General features: G+C 36.6%; 18 protein-coding genes. 10 read left to right on the top strand and 8 right to left on the bottom strand.

The window, feature by feature from the left end:
- Position 1: 1 nt before the first annotated feature.
- Positions 2-1,009: a DUF6588 family protein gene (locus BUL40_RS11975; RefSeq protein WP_080319458.1), complete on the top strand. Its 1,008-nt coding sequence runs from the start codon at positions 2-4 to the stop codon at positions 1,007-1,009.
- A gap of 78 nt (positions 1,010-1,087) precedes the next feature.
- On the opposite strand, the gene BUL40_RS11970 is transcribed toward BUL40_RS11975, so the two are convergent.
- Positions 1,088-1,444: a hypothetical protein gene (locus tag BUL40_RS11970; protein ID WP_010516878.1), complete on the bottom strand. Its 357-nt coding sequence runs from the start codon at positions 1,442-1,444 to the stop codon at positions 1,088-1,090.
- A gap of 244 nt (positions 1,445-1,688) precedes the next feature.
- Here BUL40_RS11970 and mdh point away from each other — a divergent pair, with 244 nt between their 5' ends.
- The 7 genes from mdh (at position 1,689) to BUL40_RS11935 (ending at position 10,433) form a co-directional block, all read left to right on the top strand.
- Entirely contained in the window at positions 1,689-2,615 is a 927-nt protein-coding gene (gene mdh / locus BUL40_RS11965) for a malate dehydrogenase (protein ID WP_010516877.1), read from the top strand.
- A 132-nt stretch (positions 2,616-2,747) separates the two neighbouring features.
- Positions 2,748-3,359, top strand: coding sequence for a hypothetical protein (locus BUL40_RS11960; protein WP_080319457.1), 612 nt, complete (start codon positions 2,748-2,750; stop codon positions 3,357-3,359).
- Positions 3,360-3,462: 103 nt separating this feature from the next.
- The gene (secDF, locus tag BUL40_RS11955) at positions 3,463-6,429 is read left to right on the top strand and encodes a protein translocase subunit SecDF (protein ID WP_080319456.1); all 2,967 of its coding nucleotides are present in this window, start codon (positions 3,463-3,465) and stop codon (positions 6,427-6,429) included.
- Between the two features lie 184 nt (positions 6,430-6,613).
- Complete coding sequence (locus tag BUL40_RS11950) at positions 6,614-6,997, top strand: lipocalin-like domain-containing protein (protein WP_141239664.1); 384 nt, start codon at positions 6,614-6,616, stop codon at positions 6,995-6,997.
- A 74-nt stretch (positions 6,998-7,071) separates the two neighbouring features.
- Positions 7,072-9,051, top strand: a complete 1,980-nt coding sequence (locus BUL40_RS11945) for a tetratricopeptide repeat-containing sensor histidine kinase (protein WP_141239663.1) — start codon at positions 7,072-7,074, stop codon at positions 9,049-9,051.
- 1 nt (position 9,052) lies between these two features.
- The gene (locus BUL40_RS11940; protein WP_010516872.1) at positions 9,053-9,694 is read left to right on the top strand and encodes a response regulator transcription factor; all 642 of its coding nucleotides are present in this window, start codon (positions 9,053-9,055) and stop codon (positions 9,692-9,694) included.
- A gap of 172 nt (positions 9,695-9,866) precedes the next feature.
- Entirely contained in the window at positions 9,867-10,433 is a 567-nt protein-coding gene (locus tag BUL40_RS11935) for a porin family protein (protein WP_010516871.1), read from the top strand.
- Positions 10,434-10,465: 32 nt separating this feature from the next.
- Here BUL40_RS11935 and BUL40_RS11930 read toward each other — a convergent pair whose 3' ends face one another.
- From BUL40_RS11930 to folE, 7 genes are all read right to left on the bottom strand, one after another.
- Complete coding sequence (locus tag BUL40_RS11930; RefSeq protein ID WP_080319453.1) at positions 10,466-11,674, bottom strand: ATP-binding cassette domain-containing protein; 1,209 nt, start codon at positions 11,672-11,674, stop codon at positions 10,466-10,468.
- A gap of 9 nt (positions 11,675-11,683) precedes the next feature.
- On the bottom strand, positions 11,684-12,205 hold the full coding sequence (locus BUL40_RS11925) for a GNAT family N-acetyltransferase (RefSeq protein ID WP_080319452.1): 522 nt from the start codon (positions 12,203-12,205) through the stop codon (positions 11,684-11,686).
- Positions 12,206-12,679: a DUF192 domain-containing protein gene (locus BUL40_RS11920; protein ID WP_080319451.1), complete on the bottom strand. Its 474-nt coding sequence runs from the start codon at positions 12,677-12,679 to the stop codon at positions 12,206-12,208.
- 2 nt (positions 12,680-12,681) lie between these two features.
- Positions 12,682-13,662: a prolipoprotein diacylglyceryl transferase gene (gene lgt, locus BUL40_RS11915; RefSeq protein WP_080319450.1), complete on the bottom strand. Its 981-nt coding sequence runs from the start codon at positions 13,660-13,662 to the stop codon at positions 12,682-12,684.
- 86 nt (positions 13,663-13,748) lie between these two features.
- Positions 13,749-13,997 carry a membrane protein insertion efficiency factor YidD gene (gene yidD / locus BUL40_RS11910; RefSeq protein ID WP_080319449.1) on the bottom strand — a complete coding sequence of 83 codons (249 nt, stop codon included), beginning with the start codon at positions 13,995-13,997 and terminating at the stop codon, positions 13,749-13,751.
- On the bottom strand, positions 13,972-15,456 hold the full coding sequence (gene cysS / locus BUL40_RS11905) for a cysteine--tRNA ligase (RefSeq protein WP_080319448.1): 1,485 nt from the start codon (positions 15,454-15,456) through the stop codon (positions 13,972-13,974). Before cysS ends, yidD begins: the two co-directional genes overlap by 26 nt.
- Complete coding sequence (gene folE, locus BUL40_RS11900) at positions 15,456-16,136, bottom strand: GTP cyclohydrolase I FolE (protein ID WP_080319447.1); 681 nt, start codon at positions 16,134-16,136, stop codon at positions 15,456-15,458. The genes cysS and folE overlap by 1 nt, the downstream gene beginning before the upstream one ends.
- Positions 16,137-16,300: 164 nt before the next feature.
- Between folE and BUL40_RS11895 the strand changes: the two genes are divergently transcribed.
- Both BUL40_RS11895 and BUL40_RS11890 read left to right on the top strand, forming a co-directional pair.
- Complete coding sequence (locus BUL40_RS11895) at positions 16,301-18,073, top strand: T9SS type B sorting domain-containing protein (RefSeq protein WP_317044019.1); 1,773 nt, start codon at positions 16,301-16,303, stop codon at positions 18,071-18,073.
- Between the two features lie 108 nt (positions 18,074-18,181).
- A complete protein-coding gene (locus BUL40_RS11890; RefSeq protein ID WP_080319445.1) occupies positions 18,182-19,633 on the top strand; it encodes a T9SS type B sorting domain-containing protein in 1,452 nt (483 codons plus the stop codon).
- The last annotated feature ends 16 nt before the right edge of the window (positions 19,634-19,649 follow it).

The following is a 19,649-nucleotide window of genomic DNA, read 5'->3' as shown; positions in this document are numbered from 1 at the left end:
AATGAAGAAATTAGTTTTTATGTGGGCAATCGCTTCTTTTTCAATAGTTAGTGCCCAGAATAGTATTGGCGATTTGTTTGCCTCCGGGGTTGCAGATGCAGAACGTTTTGCTACATCTTATTTTGCACCAGCAACGGAAGCTACTATTTATAGTATGTCCAATGGGTGGTATAATACTGCGGATGCAAAGCCATTAGGAGGTTTTGAAATTTCCATAGTTGGTAATATTACCGGTTTTAAAAACAAAACCGATAAGAAAGCCTTTACCTTGAATACGGCAGATTATGAAAACTTGCAATTTGCAGACGGTAGCACCTCAAAATTGGTCTCTACTGCTCTAGGAGATATAGAAGGCGTTACGGTTTTTGTAGAAGATGAAAGTGGGGTTATAATTCATTCTTTTGATTTACCTTCTGGATTAGCGGGCGAAGATTTAAATTTTATACCAACGGGTTATATACAAGCAAGTGTTGGTCTAATTAAAGGCCTGGAGGTAAAAGCCCGTTTTTTACCTAAAATAGATACGGAAGACGTAAAACTAGGCTTGTTCGGTGCTGGCTTACAATATGATTTTACCAAATTGTTACCTGCAGATAAAATACTGCCAGTAGCTATTTCTGCGGTAATTGGTTATACCAATTTAAACGGAGAGTATGATTTTACCGATTCTGGATTTATCCAAGGAGATAATCAACGTATCGACGCCAATTTTAAAACTTGGAATTTTAGTGCGGTAGTGTCTACCAGAAAAATACCGGTTATTAACTTTTACGGTGGTTTAGGATACGTAACCGGAACCTCGGAAACCGATTTTTTAGGTACCTATGAAGCTAACGGACCTTTCTTTACTACTACGGTAACGGATCCATTTAGCATTAAGAATAATGCTAGTGGAGTTACAGCCAATGTAGGTACAAAAATAAAACTAGGATTTTTTAGACTTAACGTAGATTATAATATATCAGAATTCAATACGCTTACTGCGGGTATGCACTTTGGATTTAGATAGAAGTATACTTTTTGAATTAGCACCATAAAAAAATCCCCATCTGTTTTAATACAGATGGGGATTACTTTTTTAATTTCATTACTTCTTTATCGCAAATGTTTCACCATTTTGTGTAAGTAACTCGGGTAAGTCCATTGTCAAGAAAATAGGGTTGTTATCTTGCGGGTAATACATTTTGTACACTCCGTTATTTACTTCCCATTTAAAATCTCTGGATATCACAATGGTATTACCAGAAAATTGTTCATATCTGCCCAGAAAAACATCGTTAAACGTCCATTCTTCAGTAATTGTGGTTCCGGTTGTTTTTTCAGATACCGAGTTGGTCTCTGTTTTGGTCCACACTCCTAATATGGGATCGTTGTTTTCTGGAATTTCAGAACATCCACTTAACATAATGGCATAAATGCCCAGAATGTAAAAGAGCCTCTTCATAAGCATAACAATAAGATTTGGGACTATTAGAACGGTATAGAAGAAAGGGATATTGCTTTTATTCGACGAACGGTAGATTTATTTCACTTCATCGATAAAAAGGCCAAAGATGCTGTTTTGTTATACACTTTAAAAAACATCACAAATAGATGGTAATTCTTTAAAACAATGATAAAATTCATAAAGAAATCGCCTTAAAATTCCCTATTTTTGGGCAGTTTAGAATCTAAAAATTAAATATATAATGAAAGTAACCGTAGTAGGCGCAGGAGCCGTTGGAGCAAGTTGTGCAGAATATATAGCAATTAAAGATTTTGCTTCTGAAGTAGTGTTGTTAGATATTAAGGAAGGCTATGCAGAAGGTAAAGCCATGGATTTAATGCAAACCGCTTCTTTAAACGGTTTTGATACTAAAATAACAGGTAGTACCAATGATTATTCTAAAACAGCTGGTAGCCATATTGCCGTTATTACATCTGGTATTCCACGCAAACCGGGTATGACAAGAGAAGAGTTAATTGGTATTAATGCCGGTATTGTTAAGACGGTATCTCAAAACTTGTTAGAGCATTCACCAGAGGCTATCATAATTGTAGTTAGTAATCCAATGGATACCATGACTTATTTGGTACATAAAACTACAGGATTGCCAAAGAATAGAATCATTGGTATGGGTGGTGCTTTGGATAGTGCTCGTTTTAAATATCGTTTAGCAGAAGCATTAGAGGCTCCTATCTCAGATGTAGATGGTATGGTTATAGGTGGCCATAGTGATAAGGGTATGGTGCCATTAATTGGGCATGCTACTAGAAATAGTGTAAAAGTTTCTGAGTTCTTAAACCAAGATCAAATGGATTATGTAGTACAAGAAACAAAAGTAGGCGGTGCAACGCTTACGGGCTTGTTGGGTACTAGTGCTTGGTATGCGCCAGGTGCAGCTGTTTCTGGTTTGGTACAAGCAATTGCATGCGACCAGAAAAAAATGTTCCCGTGTTCTACCTTTTTAGAAGGTGAGTACGGATTAAATGATATTTGTATTGGAGTACCGGTAATTTTAGGCAAAAATGGTATAGAGAAGGTGGTTGAAATAGAATTATCTGAAGCGGAAAAAGCTAAAATGCAAGAATCTGCAGAGGGTGTTTCTAAAACAAATGGCCTTTTGGAGTTATAAACCAATTCATTAACGCTTTTTAAAACCCTTTACCACTAAGTGGTAAAGGGTTTCTTTATAAAGAGATAGTTGTCAATAGTATATATTCTAAAATTTAGGCGGCTAGCTTCTTTTTCTTTTTATATTTGCCGCATGAATGCAAAATGGTGCGTAAGCGCGGTATTTTTTATTTTAACCTTAATTGGTTTTAACCTAGAGGATAGGAAGGCTTCTAATCAACAGATTGTTGTACAATTTACAAATGTTGAATTAGCAAGTAATGCTGCCCAGGAAGAAGCACTTACTTTAATAAAAGAAAAATTAAAAGTCTTAGGCGTTGATTCTTTTGAAATAGTAGAGTATCATGCAAAAGAGATTAGCATTCGTTATTACAGTACGATAGGGGCAGAACAGGTAAAAGCGTTTTTCTCTGTAGAAGAAGGTATTGGTGTTGCTGGTACGGAACAAGGACCATCTAAAAAAGAACCAAAAAACAACCCGGAAAAGTACCATATAGAAGTATCAGATCTTCAGCAGCAATTAGATACAGGATTACCTATTAAAGGTACCCTTGTTACATCTGCAAAACAAAAAGAAAATAGTCTTCTGGTAACGTTGGTCGTACCTAATAATAGGTATATCTGTCTACTAGAATATGCCCAAAAAGAAATAAGCTATAAGATTAACGACGATAACGTTGTTGATCCAACCTCCCATAATATTCCAGAAGTAAGGGCCGGACCGGGCTTTTCAAAAATTTCCTAAGTTATTTTGAACAATAAGTAGTGTTTTTCAGTAGAAAAATTACCGTAGTTGTATTAACTACAAACACATATATAAATCAACATAAATTAAATAATCAAGTAGAATGCAGAATAAAGGACTAATTAAGCTATTCGCGCTTCTTTTTGGTTTAGTGAGTATTTACCAACTCTCTTACACTTTTATAACCAATAAGATAGAAAACGACGCGGAAACTTTTGCCGTAAACCAAATTTCAGAGGCAGAAGATAATTATGTGGCTAAAAGAGAGGCCTTAGAGGCTTCTTATTTAGACTCTATAGGTTCTAACCCGGTGTTGGGTTATACTTCTTATGAAGAAGCAAAAACAAAAGAATTAAACAAAGGTCTAGACCTTAAAGGAGGTATTAACGTAACGCTTCAAATTTCTGTTAAGGATATTTTGAAGGGATTGGCCAACAATACCAAAAACCCAGTTTTTAATAAAGCTCTAGCAGATGCAGATGAAGCTTCCAAGAATAGCGATGCTACCTACTTGGAATTGTTTTTTGATGCTTTTGATGCTACAAAAGGCGATACCAAGTTGGCGTCTCCAGAAATTTTTGCCAATAAGGGACTAAGTGATGAAATCAATTTTCAAATGACTGATGATGAGGTTAAACCAATCATTAGAAGAAAGATTGATGAGTCTATCGTTTCTGCTTTTGAAGTATTGCGTAAACGTATAGATGGTTTTGGAGTTACCCAGCCTAACATTCAAAGAGAAGGAAATTCTGGTCGTATTTTGGTTGAGTTACCTGGTGCTAGAGATGTAAAAAGAGCGCAAGAGCTTTTATCTAGTACGGCACAATTAGAGTTTTGGGAAACGTATTCTCAGAGCAATCAGAGTTTAGGACTGTTCTTTGTAAATGCAAATGATAAATTGAAGCAAATTTTAGAACCTGCTAAAGAAGAAGTTACAGAAACAACTCCAGAAATGGAATTGGATTCATTGCTTTCTGATGTTGCCCAGGATTCTTTGGATATGACGGCAGAGTCTAATCCGTTAATCAGTAAATTATTGCCTCCAGCACAGGGTAGCCATGCCATTGCAAGGGTGTTGGTATCAGATACGGCCGAAATTGGTGGGTATTTAAGAATGCCAGAAATTAAAAGATTACTGCCTGCAGATGTTCAGTTTACCAAGTTTGCTTTTGAAAAGCCTCCTAAAGATAGTGAGTTGGCAGAATTGTACGCTTTAAAATCCAACAGGGATGGTACGCCTAGAATAAGCGGAGATGTAGTTTCTGATGCACAAGCGGTTTTTGACCAATTTAATAAGCCAGCAGTTAGTATGACAATGAATACTAGAGGTGCTAGGGAATGGGAAAAATTAACAGGCGATGCTTTTAACAACCAGACAGGAATTGCAATTGTTTTGGATAACAAGGTTTATACGGCTCCAGGTGTTTCTACCGGACCAATTTCTGGTGGTCGTTCAGAAATAACAGGTACGTTTACCGTAAATGAGACCCAAGATATTGCCAACGTACTTAGGGCAGGTAAGTTGCCTGCGTCTGCAGATATCATCCAATCAGAAGTGGTTGGTCCTTCTTTAGGACAAGAAGCTATAGACAGTGGTTTTATGTCCTTCTTAATTGCTATGGCTTTTGTTTTGGTATGGATGATTTTCTACTACGGAAGAGCAGGTTGGTTTGCAGATGTTGCTTTGGTGTTTAACATCTTACTGATCTTTGGTGTACTAACTAGTTTGGGTGCGGTACTAACCTTACCAGGTATTGCCGGTATCGTTTTAACAATAGGTATGTCCGTAGATGCGAACGTGCTTATTTTTGAGCGTATTAAAGAAGAGTTGGCTAAAGGTAAAGGTATGGCCCTAGCGGTTTCAGATGGTTTTAGTAATGCCTTGTCTTCTATTTTAGATGCCAACATTACCACTGGTTTAACGGCAATAATCTTATTTATCTTTGGTTCTGGTCCTATAAAAGGATTCGCAACTACCTTATTAATTGGTATTGTTACATCATTATTTACGGCCATATTTATTACGCGTCTATTGGTAGAGTGGTACTTGGGTAAAAAGGGTAGAACGTTGGCGTTCTCTACTGGTGTTACCAAGAATTTGTTCACCAATATGAATATCGATTTCTTGGCAAAACGTAAAATTGCGTATATCGTTTCAGGTATTTTGGTTGCAGTGGGTGTATTCTCATTGGTTACCAAAGGTTTGCAGCAAGGTGTAGATTTTATCGGTGGGCGTTCTTACCAAGTACGTTTTGAGAAAGAAGTTAACCCTTCTGAAATTGCATCAGAACTTAACGATGTCTTTGGTAGTGGTACCAATGTAAAAACATTTGGAGATGCCAACCAGATAAAGATTACCACACCTTACAAAGTAGACGAGGAAGGGATTGAAATCGATAATGAAATTCAAGATAAGTTATTCACTTCTTTACAAAAATATTTGCCAGACGGTATTACGTTCGAAGAATTTACGGTAGGTGCTTCAGAAAAGTCTATTGGTATTTTACAGTCTACCAAGGTAGGACCAACAATAGCAGATGATATTAAGCAAAATGCATATTGGGCTATTTTAGGTTCACTAGCGGTTGTATTCTTATACATCTTATTCCGTTTTAGAAAATGGCAATTCTCTTTAGGTGCGGTAGTAGCGGTTTTCCATGATGTAATGATCGTGCTTGGTATCTTCTCATTAACCAGCGCTATTATGCCATTTAATATGGAGATAGATCAAGCGTTTATTGCAGCTATTTTAACAGTAATTGGTTATTCCTTGAACGATACCGTAGTGGTGTTTGATAGGATTAGGGAAATTATTGGCATAAAAGGCTGGAGCGGTGGCGACAATGTTAATGAGGCATTGAACAGTACCCTTAGTCGTACGTTAAATACTTCTTTAACTACCTTGATCGTGCTTTTAGCCATTTTTGTTTTTGGCGGTGAAAGCTTAAGAGGATTTATGTTTGCAATGATTGTGGGTGTACTTGTAGGTACCTACTCATCTGTATTTATTGCAACACCTGTAATGTATGATTCGTTGAAGAAAAGAATTTCTTCCGGGAAAGAGAGTTAATAGCTTAACGGCAATTAATAAATATTGTAAAAAAAAGCCACTCATTCGAGTGGCTTTTTTGTTTCCATAAATGACTACAAGATTTTTAGTAAATAAAACTACTGGAAAACCAGTATTTTTTAAAGTAGGTTTTTATGTCTTAAGATATATGGATTTTTTTGAAGTACACAAAAACCTAAACACGATGAAATCAATTTTCAAACCATTAACTTTTTTATGCTTATTAATTCTTTTCAGTTGTGAAAAATCTACCGTGGAAGAGGAAGCCATAGTTGCAGGCGATGCTATTATTGGCCTATGGAATCTTGTTCAGATAGATGATGAAGATGTTACTGATTTAGATTGCTATAACGATTCTTATATTGAATCTGACGGGGAAAATATAAGTTTTTATATCCTAGATTTAAATGAAGATGGCAGTTGCACCGAAATTTTAGTAGGCACAGAAGCTTTAACCATAGAAGAAGATTTTTACTATATAGGAGATGAGGCAATGGACTTTACAATTACGGGAAATACGCTTACTTGGAGGGTTAATGCAACTCTTACGTTATTGTTTAAGCGGTAAGCTTACTAGTGATTTTTAAGTTGAAAATAAATTTCATTGCTATATTAGGTCTTTGGTCTATTAACCTTAGTGCTTTGAAACTAAATACCATTTTTTTGGTAGTACCACTCTTTCTAGCTTCTATTTGTTGTGCCCAAGGAGATAATTCCCGGCAAATAGATAGCTTACGGTGGTTTTTAAAAGAAAATCCAGCTAGTTACCAAACTAAATACAAAATTGCGGAGATTCTTAAAGACGATGATTCAGCTTCTGCCTTACAATACGTAAAAACAGGTCTGGTAGAGGCTAAGAATGATAAGGATAGCTATGGAATTGGCAAAGGCTTGTTTTTGCTTGGTAATTTCTATTCAGACTATGGTTATCCGTTTAAAGGTGAGCAGTATTATAGAAAAGCGGATACGATACTATCCGCGTTAATAAAATCTGATTCCTCCTCTGCTAACTTAAAACTTTGGGTTAGAAACACGTTCAATATTGGGGTGGTAAGGTCTTACCAAGGCTTTAATGAGGATATTTATTATATAAACAAAATATCGCCCATAGCCGAAAAAATTGGGTTCTACGAGATTATAGCAAAGGCAAACACCAATATTGCCATTGGTTTTTTTAACAATGGCCAGCTTAAAAAGTCTCATAGTTATTTTGTTATTGGCGGAGAACAACATTTAAAAGCAAAAGATTACAAAAGTTTAACTATTAATAAATTAATATTTGCCTCTTGCTTAATTCAGCTAGATTCTATAGAAAGTGCCAAAGAGAAATTGGATTTTATTGCACCTGTGGTAGATTCATTGGCATTAGATGATAAAACACAATTGTACCATACCGTTCTAGCAGAGTACTACGTAAAAAAGTCTAATTATAATGCGGCACTAGAGAATTTGGAACTGGCGTTGCAATTATTGGAGGGCAATCCTATACAACAAAATAAATTGCCTTTGTTCATGGCGTTTATTAAGGTGTATAGAGCCAATAAAAACTATAAAAAGGGACTAGAATATGCTCAAGTAAGCTTGGACCTAGCTAAGTTCTATCAAAATAAAATTATAGAAGCCGAGCTATATAAGGAAATAGCCTACTTCTATTCAAAACTTAATAATACAAATAGAGCTTTCGAGAATTTAGCCAATTATGTTACCATTTCAGACAGTTTAAATATCCCAGAACTAGAAAGGGAAATTATAAGGTTAGAAACGGAATATCAATCTGAAAAAAAGGAACGTGAAATTTTAGAGCTTACAAATCAAAATAACGATGTAGAACTACAATTGACCAAAAAACGGTCTCAAAATTATGTACTCTGGTCTATATCTCTAGGCTTGTTTTTTTTGGCAGGGATAGCTTATTTGGGTTATAGAAATATTAAAAAGAGAGAACAGTTAAAGGTAGCCGAATTAAACCAGCTTAAGTATGAGCAAGATTCTAAGGTTTATAATGCTATGCTAGAAGGGCAGGAGAATGAACGGAAAAGACTAGCAATAGATTTACATGATGGTTTGGCCGGCAGGTTGTCTGCAACGCGAATTCAATTAGAAAAATTAGCGCAAAATTCCACTGCTAAAAATAATAACAAGCGATTTGTAGAAGCGGTAAAAAATATTGATGATTCACTTTTTGAATTGAGGAATATTGCAATGAATTTAATGCCCGAAACATTATTTAGATACGGGCTTAAAAATGCTATCGAAGATTATTGCACAAGTATTGGTAAAGCAGCCAAGAACACAAAGTTTATCTTGCAATTTTATGATTCTGGAGAAGGCTTATCCCAAAAAACCAGTTTAACCATTTATAGAATATTCCAAGAATTGATAAATAACGCGGTTAAACATGCTATGGCAACCGAGGTGTTGGTGCAATATTTGGTAGAAGACGATAAAATAAGTATTACCGTAGAAGATAATGGTAAAGGGTTTTTAGAAGCGGAGCGTTCCAAAGAGGGTGGAATGGGATTAAACAACTTAAAGACAAGAGTAGCTTTCTTAGATGGTGAAATAGATTTTGATTCTACCCCCAATGAAGGTACAACGGTTCATATTGTAATTAATATCTAGCATGGCATTAGGTAACATTAAAATACGCGTAGTTATAGTAGATGACCATCCTTTGGTTATAGAAGGTTTAAAATCGCTCTTAAAGGGTCATAAGGATATTAAGGTACAAGCTTGTTGCACCACAGGTGCCGAAGCTTTGGCGTTCTTTAAACAGCACCAAGCAGATATTGTTTTGTTAGATATAAATTTACCAGATATAAGTGGTACTGAAATTTGTAAACTAATAGCAAAGCAATACACAAATACCTACGTAATAGGTTTAAGTACTTATGGGGAACGGAGTATTGTAAATCAAATGATATCTAATGGAGCAAAAGGCTACCTCCTAAAAAATGTAACAGAATCAGAATTAGTTGAAGCCATTTCTAAAGTGTACAGGGGGCATTATTATTATGGTATTGAAATTCAAAAAGCTATGGCAAATACAATTTTCCATACTTTGGGCAATACCCCAAGATTAACTAAAAGAGAAAAGCAAATTTTAAAACTGATCGTATCTGGTAAGACTACCAATAAAATTGCGGATGAACTTTTTATTAGTCCACTAACAGTAGAAACACATCGTAGAAATTTAATGAAAAAAATGAATGCCTCTAATACAGCTTCGCTGGTAAAAATTGCTATTGAAAAAGTTTTGGTATAAACCTAAATAATAGGGTTTTAGGTATAATTTAAGGGGGCAATTGCCTCCTTTTTTGTTTATGGTGCTTTGGTTTTTAAGTAAAAAAACTACTGGTTTTCCAGTATTTTAGGTATGATTTTTCAAAGTAAGTTTTTTAATAAAGTTCTTAGCTGTATTAATTAACAATAAGACCATGAAAAATTTATTTAAAGTACTGTTAGTTGTTTGTTTTACTACGTTGGGTGTATCTGCACAGACCGTAAGTATTGGGCCTAAAGTTGGGTTAAATTTGGCCAATTATTCTGGAGCTGTTACAAATGATAGGAGTTTGGCGGCATTACACGTAGGTGGTATAGTAGAAATTCAACTTATAGATTTAGTAAGCATTCAACCCGAACTGTTATTCTCTGTACAAGGAGCTTCCTTTGAAAATGTAAAAGACGTTTACAATTATGTAAATCTGCCCATAATGGGTAAAATTTATCCTATTGAAGGTTTATATGGAGAAATTGGACCGCAAATTGGGTTTTTACTCTCGGCAAATGAAAAAGCTATAGGCAATGGTGAAAAAGCCCCATTTACACAACAAATAAAAACGGTAGACTTTGGTATTGGTTTTGGCGCAGGTTATAAATTGCCAGAGTTAGGCTTATCTTTCGGTTTACGGTATAATGCCGGTTTAAGTAACTTTCCAAAAAATAACTCCCGTATTAAACATGGGGTATTTCAAATCTATACTAGTTGGGCTTTTGAATTATAAAAGGGTTGTATTCCAAAAATTACTACCTAGTTTTATGACTCAACGCCATGACTTCCTTGGTTGCTCGGCAGTAACTCATAGGTAAACTGTGGCTCTAAACCAAGTTCTGGTCTATGGTTAACATACAAAATGGCAGATTTACTTTGTTTGCTGTAGGCATTAACCAAAGCAACAAAGAAATTGGCACTAGAATCATCTAAGCCAACGGTAGGCTCATCCAATATTAATAGGGGCGGATGTTTAATCATGGCACGTGCCGTCATAATTAAGCGTTTGTCCCCATTACTCAAATTTCTAAAATGTTCTTGGGCTCTATGCTCCATTCCTAATAAGTGCAACCATTTTTTAGCTTGGTTTTTCTGCATTACTGTAGGTATGGTATATAATCCTACAGAGTCATGAATTCCAGATATGAGCATGTGCTCCAAAGAATGATATCCGGCAAACTTATCTACCATATGTGGTGAGAAGTAACCGATTTTCTTTTTAATATCCCAAACACTTTCGCCACTACCTTTTTTTGCCCCAAACAAGCACAAATCTTGCCCATAACCCATAGGGTTATCTCCGGTGATCATATTTAATAAAGTACTTTTACCACTGCCGTTTGGTCCAATTAGTTGCCAAAATGTGTTGGGTTTAATTTCCCAACATATATTATTCAACACTTTTTTAGAGCCATAACTTACAGAGACCTCATTAAAAATAACTAATTCTTTAGGTAAAGCTGGTTTATCTATAGGTTGTGGTATAGGTGCAATAGACAGCGGTAATTTATTTTGGTCTCCTTTAACAAACGGTACCAACTTACCATCTATATAATTATAATGTTGGTCTATAAAAGTAGAGGCATCTTTAAACCTTGTTAAAATTTCAATGATGCTAATTTTTGTGCTTATCTGGGTTAGTTTATCCTTTAGATAACGCTGTGTGGCAGCATCTAAATTGTCATACGGATTAACCAAAATCATGGTTTCTGGATTGTGCGTTAATTGGTATTCCAGGAGCAGTTTTTTCCGCTCACCACTACTCATGGTTTTAAGCGGCTGAGCACTACTTTTGTTAATTATCTTTTGTTCTAATCGCTCTTCTAAATCTATATAATGGTCTATGGTCTGCGTGCTAAAGAGTAGTGTGTTATGCGGTTTTAAATAAATCTCTTTAAAGACGTTATTTAAAAGACCGTTAGCCAGTTTATTTGTGTTAACGCTATTGTCTATTAAAATGGCTGTGTGTTCCATTGAACAATTTTAAAGTTGAACCCTGTAAATGGCCACAGGGTTGTTTTTATAAGTGGTGGTTTTATCTAAACGCATCCCGTTTTTAATAGCAACCTGTATAGAGGGATTGTTGTTTATGTGAATTATAGAAATTAAAGATGGGGCCAGTTTGTTATTTGTTGCATAAGTTTTACACGCTTTTGCAGCTTCTGTAGCATACCCCATTTTTCTGAATTTTGGTAAAAGTGAATAGCCAATTTCCCATTCGCTTACCCCATCCACGGTTTGTAAAAGTAAACCGCATAGACCTAATAATTCCCCGGTGTTTTTATGGATTAGCGCATTCATTCCTCCTAGATTTAACTCGTAACGTTCAAAAATGCGATAAAACTGTTCGTTACAAGCAATGATAGGGTCTTTTGGTAAACCATTCCAATATAGTGTACTGCTAGGATCATGGTAGAAAGGGAGCCAAGCTTGAAAATCTGATGGAGCCACCTTTCTAAAAAGTAATCTTTCTGTGGTTACGTTTTCTAGAAGGTGTATAGGCATTTACTTTTGGTATTTAATTTGGTCACCCACTTCAAGGTTCCATTTTTCAGAAAGGCCAGCATTTATTTCTAGAACATACTTTATAGGAACTAGAGAGGATAGACCTGTTTCATCAAATGGTTTTGCGTTTTCTTGAAAACTTACAATCTGTAAATTTTCGTCAATAAAGATGATATCTAGTGGTATTGCCGTATTTTTCATGTAGAAAGAATGTACCCTTACGTCTGGAAAAATAAATAGCATTCCTTGCTTTTCTTCCATGCTATCGCGGTACATTAAGCCAGTTTGTACTTCATAATCCGTTTCTGCAAACTCTATATCAAGATTTACTAAAAGGGAATCTTTTTTGAAAATAGATAACTCACCTTCTTTTGTAAAACCAATTTTTTCCTCTTCTAGGCTATTACGTTTCTGTTCTTTACAGGAACTGCCCAATAAGAGTATTAAAGTAATAACTGAAATTATCTGCTTCATAGTTAACGTATTGCTGTTTTTTCTTTGGTTGGTCTAAACATTAAATACATGCCAATTAATACAAATGGAATACTTAGCCATTGACCCGTGCTCAAGGTTTCTCCCAAGTTATCTTCAAATCCGCCTTGACTCTTTTTAAAGAATTCCAAGAAAAAACGGATGGGCCCCCACATTGTTGCCAGCCAAAACCCAAACAAGAAACCTTCCTTTTTAGGTAAATTGGTCTTCCAATACATCCAGAAATACATAATTAGAAACACTATAAGATAGCCTATAGCTTCGTACAATTGTACAGGATGTCTATAGGGAATAGCTTCTAAAACAGATGCAAAATCAGGATTGGTTTCTATAGCTTTGTATGCTGCACTGGCTGTTTTCTGCTTGGTGAGGCTAATGGCTTGGTAAGCAGGCATATCGTCTGAATCTCTTATGAATTTAACTGCCAACGGAAAACTCTTTTCTACAACCTTGCCATTAATTTCAGAATTGAAGAAATTTCCTAAACGTACAAAAGCACCACCAATGGCACAGGTTATGGCTACCCGGTCTAATAACCATAAAAGGCTCATGTCTTTGTACTTTCTAGAAAACAGATAAAGGCCAATAATACCACCAATAGCAGCGCCATGACTTGCCAAACCGGCAAAACCAGTGAACTCATAACCGTTAATTATTCCAAATAGGCTGCTGTTTACACTTTCTTTTATGGGTAGTAATATTTCTACTAAATGGTTTTTGTAATAATCCCAATCATAAAAAAACACGTGGCCTAATCTTGCGCCAAGCATAATGGATACCATTGCATAGACAAATAGCGAATCTAGTTTTTCCAAGGTCTTTTTTTCGTTGAAGAAGATTTTCTTCATAATGTAAAAACCAAGGATAAATGCGGCTATCCATAAAAGATTGTAATATTTGATTTGTAAAAAACCTATTTTGAAAAGAGTGTCGTCTGGGTTCCAAGTAATACCTAGAAAATGCATTGGCGTTTGTTTTGGGCTAAGATAATTATTTACATTGATGCAAATTAATAAGCCTAGCGTTAGTTTTTTGTAAATAAAGCTTATAATTAGGGCACTGGATCATGTCCTTTGCCTCCCCATGGGTTACAGCTAATAATTCTTTTAACTGCAAGCCACCCACCTTTAAATAAACCATGCTTTTGTAAGGCCTCCAACGTGTATTGTGAACAAGTGGGGCTGTACCTACAAGTGGGGGGTGTTAGCGGGGAAATGAAGTTTTGGTAAAAACGTACCAAAAGTACAAATGGGGCAATCAGAATTTTTTTTAGGCTAGTTGATGCTGAAGGTTGTGCCATCCTTGCCATCTTTTAACTGAATACCCATTGCTAGTAATTCGTCCCTAATTTTATCTGACGTTGCAAAATCTTTATTGGCTCTTGCCTCGTTTCTAAGATTGATCAGTAAATTAACCACGCCATCCAATGCGTTAGAAGAACCCTCTGTTGCTTGTTGTTCTTCTAATCCTAAAACATCAAACGTAAAACTGGCTACCAAATTGGTCAATTTCTTTTTGTCTGCCTCAGATATTGTTTCTTTACCGTCTTTTATAAGGTTAATTCGTTTAACCGCATCAAACAATTTTGCAATTAAAATAGGGGTGTTAAAGTCATCGTTCATGGCATCGTAACACTCCTGTTTCCATGCTTCAACGTTAAAATTGGTCGTGTTCTGGGCAGTTGGTAGGCTTTCTAAGTTTTTAATGGCTTCCATTAATTTTTGATAGCCTTTTTCAGAAGCCAATAAAGCTTCATCACTTAAATCTAGAATACTGGTATAGTGCGCTTGCATCATAAAAAAGCGCACTACAGATGGAGAAAAAGCCTTGCTTAGAATGGTATTGTTTCCATTAAAAATCTCTGACGGATAAATGTTATTATCCGTAGACTTGGACATTTTTTTTCCGTTGAGCGTTAACATGTTGGCATGTAACCAATAATTAACAGGAGACGTGTTGTTGCAGGCTTCTGCTTGGGCAATTTCGCATTCATGATGCGGAAACTTTAAATCCATACCACCACCATGAATATCAAAGGTTTCTCCAAGGTATTTGGTGCTCATGGCCGTACATTCTAAATGCCAACCAGGAAAACCATCGCCCCATGGAGAGGGCCAACGCATGATATGTTGTGGCTCCGCTTTTTTCCATAAAGCAAAATCTTGTGGGTTTCGTTTATCGTCCTGTGCGGTTAATTCTCGGGTATTGGCTATCATATCTTCTAGCTTTCTACCGCTTAGTTTGCCATAATCGTTGGTAGCGTTAAATTTAACCACATCAAAGTAAACCGATCCATTTACCTCGTAGGCAAATCCTTTTTCTAAAATAGATTTTATTATTTCTATTTGTTCAATAATATGTCCGGTTGCGGTTGGTTCTATGCTTGGAGGTAGTAAATTAAATTTTTGCAAGGTTTCGTGAAAATCTACAGTGTAGCGTTGCACTACTTCCATAGGTTCTATTTGCTCTAATTTCGCTTTTTTTGCAATTTTGTCTTCACCTTCGTCCGCATCGTTCTCTAGATGGCCGGCATCTGTAATGTTTCTTACGTACCTAACTTTAAACCCCAAGTGTTTTAAGTATCTAAAAATCATGTCAAAAGACATGAACGTACGGCAATTGCCTAAATGTACGTTGCTATAAACGGTTGGGCCACAGACATACATGCCCACGTAGCCATCTTTTATAGGTTTAAAGACTTCTTTTTTTCCAGTAAGTGAATTGGTAACTTTTAAGGTTTGCTGGTCGTAAAGTTGCATTAAAATTCTGTGTCTAGGTTTATGTACTCCAAAAATTCTCTTCTAACGGCTTCCTCTTTAAATTTGCCGCCATATTCTGCGGTAACGGTACTACTTTCAATATCTCTAATACCTCTAGAGTTAACGCATAAATGTTTGGCGTCTATAACACAGGCAACATCTTCCGTGCCCAGGACTTCTTGTAACTCCTTTACTATTTGTATGTTAAGGCGTTCTTGTACCTGAGGTCTTTTGGCGTAGTAATCTACTATGCGGTTCATTTTGGATAAACCAACAACGGTACCATTAGAAATGTAAGCCACATGTGCACGGCCTACTATGGGTAGTAAATGGTGCTCACAGGTAGAGTAGAGTGTAATATTTTTTTCTACCAACATTTCACCATACTTGTATTTATTGTCAAAAGTGGAGGCGCTTGGCTTTCGTTCTGGGTGCAGGCCGCCAAATATTTCTTTGACAAACATTTTGGCTACCCGCTTTGGTGTACCTTTTAAACTATCATCTTCAAGGTCCATTCCCAAGGTTAATAAGATGTCTCTTACGTTATCTTGGATACGGTCCATTTTTTCTTCGTCACTCAATACAAATGCATCTCCCCTCAAAGGGGTGTCAGATGCGGAGCCAACATGGTCGTTGCCTCTTTCCTCATACTGTTCTTCCAATGTCTGATTTAATTTCATTTGCCCTAAATATGGCCCACAAAGATATACATTAATGCCCTATTTAACATCTTGTTATGTAGTGTTGACAACATAAATTATTGTTAAGTAGGTAAGACAGGTAGTTTTGCGATGTTAGAAATTTAAGGTACTAGATGCAAATTGCTCCTAACTACATAACTTTATTGTTACTCATTATTTCGGTTGCTGGTTATGCCCAAGTATCCTCAGATTGTAGTACTGCTATTCCCATTTGTTATGATACACCAATTAATGGTGGTACCAACGGATTTGGTGCGGACGATTTTAACGGTCAAACTTCTAGTGGGTGTTTGGAAGCAACTACTACCGGTGCCATAGAATCTAACTCTGCTTGGTACTATTTTAGAATAGGCGCATCCGGTCAATTAGGATTTAACATACAGCATAGACCAGAAGAAGACTGGGATTTTGCACTTTACAGGGCTACGGATTGCAGTAATTTGGGTGAGCCGGTACGGTGTAATTTTTTTGATAATAGGGAAGGTGCTAGCGCAACTGGAGTAGGTGAAGACCCCAATGGAATTGCAGATTCAGTACAATATGAAGACTGGTTAACGGTAACCCCTGGAGAGCAGTACTACCTAATGGTAAATAATTTTAGCAACAATAATGATGGCTTTAGTATACAATTTACCGGTCAAATATTTACTACAAACCCTTACGATGCGTTAGATTGCGATATTTTGGATAATATCTTAGGAGGTCCAAAAGTTGCTTGCCAAGGTGAAATAGTTACTTTGGACGCTACAACAGAAGATGCAACAGGTTACAATTGGTTTATAAATACAAATAGCGGCTATCAACAAATTACGGGAGAACATGATGCAATTTTAGAGGTTACCGGTGATGGAACGTATCGTGTTGAGGTACTTACTGGTTCTGAAAATTTAATAAGCGATGTACAAGTAAGCTTTTCTGCCGTACCAGTTGCCATGGCTGTTCAAGACGAAGTCGTGTGTCAAAATGAAATTGGTTTTTCACTTACGGATAAAGATGCTGAGGTACTTGGAGCACAAAGCGCGGAGGCGTTTTTGGTAAGCTATCATTCAACGCTATCAGATGCCAATCTGGGTATTAATAGGTTAGAATCACCTTATTTGACCAATCCAGGGGAGGAGATTATATACGTACGTTTAACCAATAGACTAAATCCAAATTGTTATGATGCTTCTGTACAATTTGAGCTCAACACTTTAGTATCGCCAGATTTAGGTCCAGATGAAACTGCGCTAATTTGTGCGAACAATGGGTCTGTTCAAATTGGTGTAGACAACCCGGATTCGTCAATTAATTATAGCTGGAGTACAGGTGAGGTTAGCCCAATAATAACGGTAACCACTCCAGGAACTTACATTTTAACTACAGAAAATAGTTTTGGTAATGTAAACTGTATTCGCACCAAGGTATTTACGGTAGAAGAGTCCATAATACCAGAGATTCAAGACATTGTGGTAGACGACTTTAGTTTTAAGGCCACGGTAACCGTAAACGTAGTAGAAGAAGGTGATTTTCAATATCGAATAGATGATGAAGACTTTAAGGAAACAGCCGTTTTTGAAAACGTTTTACCAGGTCTGCATACCATACATATTAGAGATGCCTTTGGCTGTGGTGTGGTTAGGGAAGAAATTGTTGTAATGGGTTTTATGCCATTTTTTACACCAAATGGCGATGGAAATAATGATGTTTGGCAAATATACGGTCTGGAAGAATTGAGCAACCCCGTTGTTGCCATATTTGATAGATATGGTAAACTTTTGAAACAATTTGGGCCAAACGATACATCTTGGGACGGAACTTATAACAATGTACTTATGCCGCCAACAGATTTCTGGTTTAGCTTACAATACGAAAATGACCAAGGAGAGCGTAGAACGGCCAAATATATCCAAAATCACTTCGCCTTAAAGCTTTAACTAAAATAGCTTTTTATCGAAATTCAGTTCTTTTTGGGGGTAATTTATAATAAAAAGGTGCTATTTGCAGTTTTAAACTTGTTGAACAACCAAGCATAGCTCCAATCCATGCGAACACTATTTAGTGCCCTAACGATATTATTAGTTTTTACATTAAATACTTATGCCCAAAATTCTGCAGATTGTAGAACTGCTATACCAATTTGTGCAGATGGTCCTATTTTAGGAACTGCAGATGGTGGCGGGGATATAGATGAATTTGATCCAGATGTGGTGCGGCAATCTGGTTGTTTGGAAAAAGGCAGTGTTATTTCTGCTAATATAGAGAACAATACTTCTTGGTTCGTTTTTAGGGCAGGAACCGATGGTCAAATAGGATTTGATATTGAAGCATTACCGGTAAGTCCTGGTGCACCTATTACTTCAGAATGGGATTTTGCGCTATACGGACCCTTTGACCAAGAAGATAACATCAATTATTGTGGTGTAATAGGAGATGCAAGTGCACAACCCATACGTTGTAATTACGAAGTAAACGGTACAGGTTTTACCGGTGTGGGTGTTAATCCGGTCAGTGGTCAACAAGGAGAGCCACATTTAACGGGAAGCCAAAATACCTATGACGAATGGTTAGACGTAACCGCTGGAGAGATATATTATTTATTCATTAACAATTACCAAACTAATTTTGACGGTGACGCAGAGTCTTATATGTTAACCTTTACGGGTAGTTCTGTAGATGAAGACCAAAATACCGCACTGGATTGTACCTTACGAGACGAATTTTTAGGTTTTGATATTATTGCTTGCGAAGGAGACCCGGATATTACACTTTCTGCATTAAATTCACCCGCCGGAAGTGATATAGCAAGTATTGTTTGGTCTGTAGATTATGATGATGACGGTACTATTGATACCACACTTCCTGGATCAGGAGATTTCAATGCAGAGTTAGTGGTCAGGAGTCCAGATTCTGGACGTTATTTTGCCTCAATTACCGATAGTTTTGGGGTTGTTTATTCTGATGATATTTTAATAACATTCTATGCTACGCCTACTTTGGAGGAGGTTATTGTAATGGAGGATTTAACCAATGCCAACGATCCAGATAAATACGCCGTTGAGATAGTTGTAGCTGGCGATGGTGATTATGAGTACGCAATTAATGAAGGTGAATTTCAAGATGATCCTGTTTTTTTAGATGTACCTGCAGGTATTAATACGGTTGTAATCAACGATAAAAATGGTTGTGGTACAACAGAGCCGTTGGAGTTCTTAGTAGTAGGTTATGATAAGTTTTTTACACCTAATGGAGACGGTGAGAATGAGTTGTGGCAGGTAAAGGGAATAGAGACTTTAGATAGCCCAGTGGTGTTTATATTTGATCGCTATGGTAAGTTGTTAAAACAGTTAAACGCAATAGATGCAGGTTGGGATGGCACTTTTAATGGAAGAAGGTTGCCGGCTTCAGACTACTGGTTTCGCCTGGATTATAACAGGGACGAAGAAGGTGTTTTAGTGGCTAAAAATGTTAGGAACCACTTTTCCTTAATTCGATAAAAAAAGCCAAGGAAAT

Origin of the sequence: Croceivirga radicis (assembly GCF_002072105.2) — a bacterium.
GTDB classification, from domain to species: domain Bacteria; phylum Bacteroidota; class Bacteroidia; order Flavobacteriales; family Flavobacteriaceae; genus Croceivirga; species Croceivirga radicis.
This window is presented reverse-complemented; position numbering and strand designations above follow the sequence as displayed.